This is a genomic window from Brachybacterium sp. HMSC06H03 (genome assembly GCF_001807385.1).
Taxonomy (GTDB): Bacteria; Actinomycetota; Actinomycetes; order Actinomycetales; family Dermabacteraceae; genus Brachybacterium; species Brachybacterium conglomeratum.
The window spans coordinates 1-11,280 of sequence record NZ_KV788726.1; the positions used below are offsets into that span (position 1 = coordinate 1).

General features: G+C 73.3%; 12 protein-coding genes. 9 read left to right on the forward strand and 3 right to left on the reverse strand.

The features are described 5' to 3' along the window. The coding region (locus tag HMPREF3159_RS05635) for an NAD(P)H-dependent glycerol-3-phosphate dehydrogenase (protein WP_371441692.1) at positions 1-216 on the forward strand (216 nt) is incomplete at its 5' end. 14 nt (positions 217-230) lie between these two features. Further along, positions 231-1,346: a D-alanine--D-alanine ligase family protein gene (locus tag HMPREF3159_RS05640; RefSeq protein WP_070500056.1), complete on the forward strand. Its 1,116-nt coding sequence runs from the start codon at positions 231-233 to the stop codon at positions 1,344-1,346. A 23-nt stretch (positions 1,347-1,369) separates the two neighbouring features. Here HMPREF3159_RS05640 and HMPREF3159_RS05645 read toward each other — a convergent pair whose 3' ends face one another. Then, positions 1,370-1,870, reverse strand: coding sequence for a DUF3515 family protein (locus HMPREF3159_RS05645; protein WP_070500057.1), 501 nt, complete (start codon positions 1,868-1,870; stop codon positions 1,370-1,372). A 53-nt stretch (positions 1,871-1,923) separates the two neighbouring features. Between HMPREF3159_RS05645 and thiL the strand changes: the two genes are divergently transcribed. Then, on the forward strand, positions 1,924-2,928 hold the full coding sequence (thiL, locus tag HMPREF3159_RS05650) for a thiamine-phosphate kinase (protein ID WP_070500058.1): 1,005 nt from the start codon (positions 1,924-1,926) through the stop codon (positions 2,926-2,928). Between the two features lie 81 nt (positions 2,929-3,009). Next, the gene (locus HMPREF3159_RS05655; protein ID WP_070500059.1) at positions 3,010-4,086 is read left to right on the forward strand and encodes an NAD(P)-dependent alcohol dehydrogenase; all 1,077 of its coding nucleotides are present in this window, start codon (positions 3,010-3,012) and stop codon (positions 4,084-4,086) included. Between the two features lie 285 nt (positions 4,087-4,371). Here the strand turns inward: HMPREF3159_RS05655 and rpmB are convergent, their stop codons facing one another. Then, on the reverse strand, positions 4,372-4,569 hold the full coding sequence (gene rpmB / locus HMPREF3159_RS16595) for a 50S ribosomal protein L28 (protein WP_082358657.1): 198 nt from the start codon (positions 4,567-4,569) through the stop codon (positions 4,372-4,374). A 260-nt stretch (positions 4,570-4,829) separates the two neighbouring features. On the opposite strand from rpmB, the gene HMPREF3159_RS05665 reads away from it, so the two are divergent. The 4 genes from HMPREF3159_RS05665 (at position 4,830) to HMPREF3159_RS05680 (ending at position 10,372) form a co-directional block, all read left to right on the forward strand. After that, positions 4,830-7,046 carry an ATP-dependent DNA helicase RecG gene (locus HMPREF3159_RS05665; RefSeq protein WP_070500061.1) on the forward strand — a complete coding sequence of 739 codons (2,217 nt, stop codon included), beginning with the start codon at positions 4,830-4,832 and terminating at the stop codon, positions 7,044-7,046. Between the two features lies 1 nt (position 7,047). Next, positions 7,048-7,644: a 16S rRNA (guanine(966)-N(2))-methyltransferase RsmD gene (gene rsmD / locus HMPREF3159_RS05670; protein ID WP_070500062.1), complete on the forward strand. Its 597-nt coding sequence runs from the start codon at positions 7,048-7,050 to the stop codon at positions 7,642-7,644. A 636-nt stretch (positions 7,645-8,280) separates the two neighbouring features. Continuing rightward, entirely contained in the window at positions 8,281-9,792 is a 1,512-nt protein-coding gene (locus HMPREF3159_RS05675; protein ID WP_070500063.1) for an HNH endonuclease signature motif containing protein, read from the forward strand. A 19-nt stretch (positions 9,793-9,811) separates the two neighbouring features. Then, positions 9,812-10,372, forward strand: coding sequence for a GNAT family N-acetyltransferase (locus tag HMPREF3159_RS05680; protein WP_070500064.1), 561 nt, complete (start codon positions 9,812-9,814; stop codon positions 10,370-10,372). Positions 10,373-10,376: 4 nt separating this feature from the next. On the opposite strand, the gene HMPREF3159_RS05685 is transcribed toward HMPREF3159_RS05680, so the two are convergent. Then, complete coding sequence (locus tag HMPREF3159_RS05685; RefSeq protein WP_070500065.1) at positions 10,377-10,796, reverse strand: VOC family protein; 420 nt, start codon at positions 10,794-10,796, stop codon at positions 10,377-10,379. Between the two features lie 81 nt (positions 10,797-10,877). Between HMPREF3159_RS05685 and HMPREF3159_RS05690 the strand changes: the two genes are divergently transcribed. Continuing rightward, positions 10,878-11,280, forward strand: a 403-nt coding sequence (locus HMPREF3159_RS05690) for a DUF6597 domain-containing transcriptional factor (RefSeq protein WP_371441693.1), incomplete at its 3' end; no start/stop codon positions are given.

Below are 11,280 nucleotides of genomic sequence, written 5' to 3' on the forward strand. Positions count from 1 at the left end.
CTCGCGCTCGGTCGCGGGCTCGACGTCGCCGCGGCCGCGGCGGAGGTGGGCCAGACCGCCGAGGGCGTCGCCACCGCCCGCGCCGTCGCCGACATCGCCGCACGCCACGGCGTGGACATGCCGATCACCCGCTCGGTGGTCGCGGTCGTGGACCACGGCGCGAGGATCGACGAGGTCACCACGGCCCTGCTGTCACGCTCGGTCCGCCCGGAGTGATTACCCTCGACCCCATGAGCACCTCCGTCGCCCTCCTGTTCGGCGGCCGCAGCGGCGAGCACGGCATCTCGTGCATCACCGCCGGCGGCATCCTCGCCGCGATCGACCGCACCCGCTTCGACGTCGTCGCGATCGGCATCACCCCCGAGGGCCGCTGGGTCCACGTCTCCGACGATCCCTCGGACTGGACGATGGTCGACGGCCGCGCCCCCGAGGTCGCCGCCGACGGCGACGAGGTGCTACTGCCCTCCTCCCGCCACCGCGCGGGAGAGAGGACCGCGCTGCGCGTGGTGCGCGAGGGACGCGTCGAGCCGCTCGCCGAGGTCGACGTCGTCTGGCCGCTGCTGCACGGTCCCTACGGCGAGGACGGCACCGTCCAGGGCATGCTCGAGATGCTCGACATCCCCTACGTCGGCTCCGGCGTCCTCGCCTCGGCCACCGCGATGGACAAGGCCGCGACGAAGGTCGCGCTGCGCGCCGCCGGCATCGAGTGCGCCCCCGGCATCGTCGTGCACGAAGACCGCTGGGCCGACGGCGCCGGCCGCGTCCTCGCCCACCTCGAGCGGCACCATCCGCGACCCTGGTTCGTCAAGCCGGCCCGTGCCGGCTCCAGCCTCGGCGTCAGCCGCGTCGAGGAGGCCTCGCAGCTCGAGCACGCCATGAAGGCCGCTTTCCGAGAGGACCCCAAGGTCCTCATCGAGGAGGGGGTCGTCGCCCGCGAGATCGAGTGCGGCGTGCTCGCCGCGCGCGACGGCGGCGAGCCCCGCACCACTCTGCCCGGCGAGGTGAAGGTCGGCGCCGACCTCGATTTCTACGACTACGAGGCGAAGTACTTCGGCAAGGGCACCGTGAGCATCGACGTGCCCGCGGGTCTGCCCGACGGGGTGCTCGAGGAGGCCCGCGAGATCGCCCGGCGCGCCTTCGGGGCGCTCGGCCTCGAGGGCCTCGCCCGGGTCGACATGTTCGTCACCGCCGATCACCGCGTGATCGTCAACGAGGTCAACACCATGCCGGGCTTCACCCCGTACTCGATGTTCCCGGTGCTGTGGGAGTCGATGGGCCTGAGCTACGCCGATCTGATCGCGGATCTCGTGGACCAGGCCGCCTCGCGCCGCCTCGGCCAGCGCTGAGCCTCGGCCGGCGCTGAGCCTTCTCAGCCCTCGTAGCCCTCGTCCCCGGGGCCGATGCAGCGGGCGGTCGCCTCGATGTTCCGGGTGATCACCTGGGTGAGGTCGAGCGCGGCGGCGGAGGGCTGGTCCGGTGCCGCCGAGCGCGGCACGGACACGTCGATCGCGGGCTCGCGGCCGTAGGTCGTGTACAGGAAGGTGTCGCCCTCGACCTCCTTCACGACCCAGTCGACCTCGATCTCGTTCTCGTCCGCGAGGGTGGTGCACTGGTCGGTGGTCGGGTCGGGCGGGGTCACGCCGCAGCGCATCACCACCGTGTCCTCCCCGCTGCCCCAGGCGGCGGTGCCCTGGCTCGAGGTCTCCACCCGGTCCATGCCGAGCACCTGCGGCGGGGCGGCGAGCACGATGTCGGCGCACACCGGGTCCGCTGCGGCCTCCCCGGCGGGCACCTGCACGGTGCCGCAGGCGGCGAGGCCGAGGGCGAGCAGCCCGGTGAGGGAGAGGGCGGCGGCACGTCGAGGAAGCACGTACCGAGGGTACCGGTGGGATCGGGGAGCCGGGGATCGGGCAGACTGGGGCGATGACCGCACAGCCCCGCCCCGGCCTCTCCGAGGCCTCGATCCTCGCCGCCGTGCTCCCGCAGCTCCCCACGGGCGAGCAGGTCGAGGTCGGTCCGGGCGATGACGCCGCGGTGGTGCGCCTGCCCTCGGACCGTCTCGTGGTCACCACCGATGCGCTGGTGGAGGGGCACGACTTCCTGCCGGGCGCGACGCTCCCGCGCTGGATCGGTCGGAAGGCCGCTGTGCAGAACCTCGCCGACGTCGCCGCGATGGGCGCCCGCCCGCTCGCGCTCGTCGTCGCGCTCTCCGCGCCGCCGGGGACGGACCCGTCCGTCTTCGAGGAGCTCAGCGGCGGTCTCGCGGAGCGCGCCGCGGCCGACGGCGCGGTGATCGTCGGCGGCGACCTGGGCCGCGCCGACCGCCTCACCCTCGCCGTCACCGCGATGGGCGCGATGGCGCCCGGCGACGCGCCCGTGCTGCGCTCCGGCGCTCGCCCCGGCGACGTGCTCGCGATCGGCACGGAGCGCCTGGGCCGCTCCGCCGCCGGCCTCGCCCTGGTCCTCGGCGGGAAGGCCCAGGTCGACGCCGCCGGCTCGATCTCGCTGGAGGACATCACCGCCCCCGACGCCGCCGATCTCGTCCGCCACCACGACGCCCCCGAGGTCGACGTGTCCCTCGGCTGGGGTGCCGGCCGCACCGCGCACGCCATGATGGATCTCTCCGACGGGCTGGTCCGCGACGGCGGCCGCCTCGCCGCCGCCTCGCGGGTGCGGATCGACCTCGACCGCGCCGCCCTCGCCCCGGACGCCGAGGCCCTCGCCGCCCTCGCCGACGATCTCGGCGAGGACCCCTGGGCCTGGGTCCTCCACGGCGCCGAGGAGCACGCGATGCTCGCCGCCTTCGCCCCGGACGAGGTGCCGACCGGCTTCCGTTCCATCGGCCGGCTCCACGAGGCGGGGGACGGACCGGCCGTGACCCTCGACGGTGCCCCGATCCCCGGCGAGGGCTTCGACCACTTCGCCTGAGCACGCCGGTCCCCGCTCGGACTAGGCTGGCCCGCGGCGCGACTGCGCCCGACCCGCACGCCACGGAGGAGCACCACCACCATGCCGATCACCGTCAAGGCCCTGCAGAAGACCGGCCCGGACCAGCCGTTCCGCGTCACCACGATCGAGCGCCGCGACCCCCGTCCGGACGATGTGGTCATCGACATCGAGGCCGCCGGCATCTGCCACAGCGACATCCACACCATCCGCAACGAGTGGGGCGAGGCGCACTTCCCGCTCACCGTCGGCCACGAGATCGCCGGCACCGTCTCGGCCGTCGGCAGCGACGTCACCGACTGGAAGGTCGGCGACCGCGTGGGCGTGGGCTGCCTCGTGAACTCGTGCGGGACCTGCGAGGAGTGCCTCGCCGACCAGGAGCAGAACTGCCTGGCCGGCAACGTCGGCACCTACAACGCGGAGGACCTCGACGGCACCATCACCCAGGGCGGCTACTCCGAGAAGGTCGTCGTCAACGAGCGCTTCGTGCTGAGGATCCCGGACGAGATCCCCTTCGACCAGGCCGCCCCGCTGCTGTGCGCCGGCATCACCACCTACTCCCCGCTGCGCCGCTGGGGTGCCGGCGAGCAGGTCTCCGGCCGCGCCAAGCGCGTCGCCGTGCTCGGCCTCGGCGGGCTCGGCCACATGGGCGTGCAGATCGCCGCCGCCATGGGCGCCGAGGTCACCGTCCTGACCCGCACCCTGCGCAAGGAGGAGGACGCCCTCGCCCTCGGTGCGACGCGGGTCCTGGCGACCTCCGACGAGGACTTCTTCCGTGACCACCGCGGCGAGTTCGACCTGATCCTCAACACGATCAGCGCCGACATCCCCGTGGACCGCTACCTGCGCCTGCTCGCCCCGCGCGGCGTCATGGCCGTCGTCGGCCTCCCGCCGGAGAAGCAGGCGCTGAGCTTCGGCTCGCTGATCGGCGGCGGCAAGGTGCTCGCCGGCTCCAACATCGGCGGCATCGCCGAGACCCAGGAGATGCTCGACTTCTGCGCCGAGCACGGCATCGCCGCGAAGATCGAGGCGATCTCGGTCGACGAGGCCGACGCGACCTACGAGCGCGTGGTCGCCGGCGACGTCCGCTTCCGCGCCGTCATCGACACCGCCACCTTCGCGGGCGCCGCGGCGGAGTGACGGTCGGGGCGGCGGTCCGCCTCGCCGTGAGGCGGACCGCCGCCCCACCCGCGACACAGCGCCGGTGGGCGGTATCGCTCAATACAGCGATAAACATTTGGGAATGGCGGCGGGTGCGCCCGCGTTCGACACCTCCGAGGGAGCCCGCACGACCCCCTTCCGCCGTCTCTCACCGCGCCCTCGCCCGCGACCCACCCCGTACGGTCCGGAGCCTCCCCCGGACGCACGAGAGCCCCCACCCGATCGGGTGGGGGCTCTCGTGGAATTGAGTCCTTGCGGTCTCGCTCAGGCACCGAGCGTGCTGACCTTGCCTGCCTTGAGGCAGGAGGTGCACACGTTCACGCGCTTGCTGGTGCCGTTGATCACAGTGCGGACCGACTGGATGTTCGGGTTCCAGCGACGCGAGGTGCGGCGGTGCGAGTGGGACACGGCCTTGCCGAAGCGCGGGCTCTTGGCGCAGATGTCACACGTGGAAGCAGCCACTGTCGTCTCCTGGTACGTCGATGTTCTGATCGCGGTGCCCGCTCCAGCCCCCGCGCCGGAACGGCGGGGTCGGTGACCTGGGTGAGCACGGAGGTGCGAGCCCCCGGCGGTCAGGGCAACCACGGAATCATAGCCCAGATGCCCCGGCGTCTGAAGAGGAGGGCCCGTCCACAGTCCTGTGGAGTCCCTCACGATGTCGCAGGGCAATGGCACGATGGGCACTGCACCAGCACTCTACCGGGACGGAAGGGGTCGCCACGATGGCCAGGAGGACCTCCGCCACGCGCGGCTCCATGCCGCTGACGGGGCTGCTGGTCTCCAAGGAGTCCAAGGCGATGGCCTCCTTCGGCGTGCGCGATCTCGACGCCATGCTCCGCTTCGTCCCGCGCCGCTACGTCGAGCCCGCCCCGCTGCGCTCCCTGCGCGAGATCTCCGAGGGACAGGAGGTCAGCGCCATCGTGCAGGTCGAGTCGTTCCGCTCGCGGCAGATGAGGTCCCGCTACGGCTTCATCGTCGAGGCCACCGTCTCCGACGGCTCCGACGAGCTGCCGCTGACCTTCTTCCTTCCCAAGCAGCACCACGTCGAGTGGTACGCGAAGCGACTCCCCGTCGGCGCCACCATCGGCGTGCACGGCGCGGTGGGCCGGGACGACTACCGCGGCGGCCTCCAGCTCACCCATCCCGACTTCGAGACCGTGGAGGACACCGAGGAGGGCCGCGCCTGGGCACAGCGTCCCCGCCCCGTCTACCCCCTGAAGCAGAACATCTCGCTCGCGACGATGCGCTCCGCGATGGAGAAGTGCCTCGAGTTCGCCGGCTCCGCCACCAGCGCCGTCCCCGCGGAGGTCCTGCGCCGCCGGAGCCTGCCCGACCTCGCCGAGGCCGCCCGTCTCGTCCACACCCCGCTGACCATGGACGACACCCGCCGCGGCATGGCTCACCTCCGCTTCGAGGAGGCCTTCGTCCTCCAGGCGATCTTCGCCCAGCGCCGCGCCCAGGACGAGCGCACCCCCGCCCCGCAGCTGCGCGCCGAGGGCCCGCTCCAGCAGCTCTTCGACGAGCGTCTGCCCTTCTCCCTCACCGACGGCCAGCGCGAGATCGGCGACCTGCTCGCCGAGCGCATCGGCAACGGCCACCCCACCAGCGCCCTCCTCCAGGGCGACGTCGGCTCCGGCAAGACCGTCATCGCCCTGCGCGCCATGCTCCGCGCCGTCGACTCCGGCCACCAGGCCGTGATGCTCGCCCCCACCGAGGTGCTCGCCGAGCAGCACCACCGCACCGTGCTCGAGCTCCTCGGCGAGCTCGGCCGCGCCGGCCAGCTCGACGGTGCGCCTGAGGCGACCCGGGTGCGCCTGCTCACCGGCTCCCAGCGCACCTCCGCGCGCCGCGAGACCCTGCTCGACGTGACCTCCGGCCAGGCCGGGATCGTGGTCGGCACCCACGCCCTGCTCACCGAGGGCGTCGAGTTCGCCTCCCTCGGCCTCGTCGTCATCGACGAGCAGCACCGCTTCGGCGTCGACCACCGTCGGCGGCTGCGCGCCAAGGGTCCGCAGGGAATGAGCCCCCACGTCGTGGTCATGACCGCGACCCCGATCCCGCGCACCGCGGCGCTCGCGACCGTCGGCGACCTCGACGTGCTCACCCTCGCCGAGAGTCCCGGCCGCCGCGCCGGCGTCGAGAGCTTCGTGGTCCACGAGAAGCTCCCCGCCTGGGAGCAGCGCATGTGGCAGCGCGCCGGCGAGGAGATCCGCGCGGGCCGACAGGTCTTCGTCGTCTGCGCCCGGATCGACGAGGACGAGGCCGACGACACCCCCGCGCAGCCCGTCCTCGACGAGAACGGCAAGGAGAAGACCCCCGCCCTCGACCCCGTCCGCGGCGTCGTCCAGACCGCCGAGCGCCTCGCCTCCCGCCCCGAGCTCGCGGACGCCCGCATCGGCGTGCTCCACGGCCGGCTCAGCGGAGAGGAGAAGCAGCAGGTCATGGAGCAGATGGTGCGCGGCGAGCTCGACCTGCTCGTCTCCACCACCGTGATCGAGGTCGGGGTCGACATCCCCAACGCCTCGGTGATGATCGTGCTGGACGCGGAGCGCTTCGGCGTCTCCCAGCTGCACCAGCTGCGCGGACGGGTGGGCCGCGGCGAGCACCCCGGCCTCGCCTTCTTCGACACCAGCGCGGTCGTGGACGAGGTGCACTCACGGCACCTGCGCGCGATCGCCGATGCGCCCGACGGCTTCGCCCTGGCCGAGCTCGACCTGCGCCGCCGCGGCGCCGGCGACCTGGTGGGGGAGGAGCAGTCCGGCCTGCAGCGCACCCTGAAGCACCTCGACGTGCTGCGCGACGCCCGCTGGATCGAGGCCGCCCGCGAGGACGCCTTCTCCCTCATCGCCGAGGACCCCGAGCTTGACGGCCACCCCGAGCTGGCGGCCGCCGTCGCCGCGCGACTGCGCGATGCCGACCCCGACGTGGAGAGGAGCTGACATGCCGCGGATCATCTCCGGCGCTCTCGGAGGGCGCACCATTCCCGGCCCGCCCGGGAAGGGCACCCGTCCCACCTCGGACCGCGTGCGCGAGGCCCTGTTCAGCCGCCTCGACGGCTGGGACGCGCTCGCGGGCGCCCGGGTGCTCGACCTCTACGCGGGCACCGGCGCGCTCGCCCTCGAGTCCCTCTCCCGCGGTGCCGCCCATGCGGTCCTCGTCGAGGTCCACGGGCCGACGGTCCGCCAGCTCCGCCGCACCGCCGCGGACCTCGGGCTCTCCGACCGGGTCGACGTTCGCGCTGGGAAGGCCGCCACGGTCGCCGCAGGCCTCGCCGGCCACGGCGCGACCCTCGTCTTCCTCGACCCGCCCTACGACGTCTCCACCGACGAGCTCGAGCAGCTCCTCGTGACGCTCCGCCCCGCGCTCGCTGATGACGCCCTGGTCGTCCTCGAGCGCTCCTCCCGCAGCCGCCCCGTCGAATGGCCCGACGGCTGGGCCGACGACGGCACGAAGTCCTACGGCGAGACCGTGCTGCAGTTCGGAGGGCCGCTGGTCGAGGAGGAGGCCGCGGCGGACGGCGCTCCCGCCGCGGACTGACCGCCGCCCCGTCGGGATCGCGACGCTCGCGTCTCCCGCGGCCCCGCGTCATGCCCGCAGTCGCCTCGGCTCTCGTCGGCCGCGCCTCGAGGCGCACATGCACTCCGTCCACATCGATCTGCCCGCAATTCTCGGTCCGGCAGAGCTCCATCCACAATTCAGGACCACGCCTTGCGTTGGTCGCGCATTTGTGTATTCCGACGACGGTCAAGAATGTTCCTGGTGGGGCGTGTGAGATGTCGTGAGGCTGGCTCCTGGTTGTGCGCCTGGCGTTCGCGCGTCACGCACGACGAGCCGCGACCTGTGCAGGTGACCCACGAGTATCCACACGATGTGGAATGGCTGTGCATTTCCGCGCAATGTTTCCTCCCCACGCCCCGGTTATCCACAAATTCCGGCGAGATGGCGGCGCCTCTGGAGAATGCCGGATATCAGTCGTAGAATGAGGAGCACGGAGCGGTCGACGAAGAACGCTCATCAAGACGCGGGGGAGGAAGAGCGATGGGAGACGAGCCACGCCTCGATGTGCCGCCGCGCCCCGCATCTGCCCGCCCCGACGACCCTGTTGCCTCCATCCCTGCCGCCTCCGTCCGCCCGGGCGAGCCGCCGCGTCGCCCCGTGCGGGCCCGCCGGCCCTTGACACCGCAGTCCCTCGTCGAGCGCGCCGACGTCGCACCCCGCACCGCCGAGGCAGAGACGGTGCTGCGCATCTACCGCCGGCGCCGCGAGCAGCAGGCCGCCTTCTACGTCGCCGAGATGCAGGACCTCGCCTCCCTCTGGACCGAGGAGGACGAGGGCGACGAGAAGACCCTGCACGCCCTCGCCGCCGCGGCCGGACTGCGCACGAAGCTCGGCCGGGGCGAGAACCGCCTGCGCGACGCGCACGTCGCCGTCACCGACCTGCCCGCCTGCTTCGCCCGCGTCGGCGCCGGCGAGCTGCCGGTGGACTGGTTCGAGTGGCTGCTGCGCAGCGTGCTGCGGCTGTCCTCCCACCAGCGCCGTCAGGTCGACGAACGCGTCGCGACCTGGCAGCTCGACGCGATCGACGTCGAGCGCTTCTACCGCGAGCTGCGCCTGCTGATCGACTGGTTCGGCTGCGCCGCCGTGCAGGAGACGCCTCGCGAGCAGCGCGCCGTCCACCTCACCCCGTCCTCGGACGGCGACGGCACCGGCTGCCTCACCGTCGTCGGCCCGATCCCCGAGCTCCTCGCGCTCGGCCGCCGTCTCGACTCCGCCGCCCGCGCCGTCCAGGACGCCCAGCGCCAGGCGCTCGAGACCGGAGCACCGATCCCCTTCGACCTCGACGGCGACGTCGCCCGCGAGGGCCGACCCATGCCGCTTCCCGCGCTGCGCTACGCAGTGATGACCCGCTCCCCGCTCGCGACCGGCGGCGTTGAGGTGCCCGAGCCCGCCTTCCGGATCTCCGTCGTCGTGCCGATGCTGACCCTGCTGGGACGCTCGCACGCGCCCGCCACGCTCGACGGCACCATCCCGATCCCCGCGCGCATGGCTCGCGAGCTCGCCGCGAAAGCTCCCGCCTTCGAACGCGTCCTCGCCGACCCGGCCAGGGGCGGCTACGCCCCCGCCGCCTCGAGGACCTACCGGGTCAGCCGCGCGATGGCGGAGAACCTGCGCCTCATCGACCCCGTCTGCGCCGTCCCCGGCTGTGACTGCAATGTCATGACCGTCGGCGAGAGCGACCACATCGAGGAGTTCGACCTCGAGCACCCCGCCCGCGGCGGACCCACCACGATCGAGAACCTGCACCGTCTCTGCCGCCGCCACCACCGCATGAAGACCGCAGGCCTCCTCGACCCGGTCCGGGACGAGACCACCGGCGTGACCCGGTGGAGGATCGGCGAGCTCGCCGTCTGCGACTCCAGGCCCGACGGCGACCTCGTCACTCGCGAGCTCGGCCAGCAGCTCCGCCGCGCCTGGGAGCAGTACGAGGCCGATCTCGAGTTCGAGGCGATCCTGCACAGCGGCGCGCTCGACGAATCGCCGCAGGAACGACTCGACGCGATCGAGGAGGAGCGCTGGGGCGAGCATCTCCAGGAGTACTGGTCCCGGCCCGACGCCAGCGACGCCGACGACCCCGGTCCGCCCGGCCTCGACCCCCGTGACGGCTTCGGCCCACCGCCCTTCTGAGCCCGCGTACCCTGGCGCGATGACCCGCACCCTCGACGAGCTCGACTGGCCGCTGCACACCGACCTGCTCACCCTCCGCCGCGGCCGCAGCGAGGACGCCGAGGCGGTCTGGCCCTGGTACCGCCTGCCCGAGGTGCAGGAATGGACCACCACCCTCAGCCCCACCCTCGCCGACCATCAGGAGTGGTGGGACCGCACCCTCGACACCTGCGTCGTCGGCCTCCGGGACGGCCGGATCGTCGCCGCCGGGAAGATCCAGCGGCAGGACGCCTGGTCCCAGGCCGACATGCGCGAGCAGGCCGCCGGCCAGCAGGCCGAGATCGGCTGGGTGCTCGATCCGGCCGTGCAGGGCCGCGGACTCGGCACCGCCTTCGCCGCCGCGCTGCGCGACATCGCCGTGGACGGGCTCGGCGTGCGCCGCGTCGAGGCATCCTGCTTTGCCGAGAACCTCGCCTCCCGCCGCGTCATGGAGAAGATCGGCATGCGCCTCGAGGGAACCTTCCGCGAGGAGTCCCTCCACCGCAGCGGACGCTGGCTCGACGGGATGAGCTACGCCCAGCTCGCGAGCGAGGAGCGCTGACCGCTCAGCCCCAGCTCGCGGCGTCGGTCAGGCAGAACGGGTGCCCCGCCGGATCGCGCAGCACGATCCACGTCGACCCCGGCTGCTCCTCCACCCGCTCCGCGCCGAGCTCCACGCAGCGCGCCGCCGCGGTCTCAAGGTCCTCGACCGCGAGATCGAAGTGGAACTGCTTCGCGCCGCTGTCCGGCCAGGACGGCGGCCGATGGTCCGGCACCGCGCCGATGCCGAGCGCATGCGAAGGGCCGGCGAGCATCGCGTACTCCTTCTCGAGGTGCACGATCGGCCAGCCGAGCACCTCCGACCAGAACCGCGCCAGCGGCTCGGTCTCGAGCGCATCGAGGGTGATCATCGCCAGGCGCGCGACGGCGGCCTGCGAGCGGTCGGGGGCGGAATCGGGGGCGGAGTCAGGGTGCGTCGTCGTCATGCCTGCCACACTGCCCCCATGGCGTCGGACGGCGATAGGACGAACGCGACGGGACCGGCCGACGCGCGATCCCACCCGCACATGTACGGCCATGTGCTGCGTCCCGAGGAGTTCCTGCGCCGTGCCCGCTACGACCACGCCCTGCCCGCCCCGGCCCTGCGCCGCTGGGTGGACCGCTACTGGTCCGTGAGCTGGGACCTCGAACCCGGAGAGGTCCACCGCGCCGCGACCCTCGACGAGCCCGCGATCCACCTGACCCGCGAATGGGGCGGCGTCCGGCGCGCGGGGGCCGTCGGCGGCGGCACCTGGGTCACGGGCCCCGTCACCCGGGGCCGCTTCGACGTAGCCCAGACCGGCGCCGGGGGAGTGGTCGGCATCCGCTTCCGGCTCGGCGGCACGCGGGCGTTCACGCGCGGCGAGCCGGCGGCGGCGCGGGATCGGTCGCTCCCGGCCGCGGAGTGGTTCGGGGCGGGGATGCCGGGGA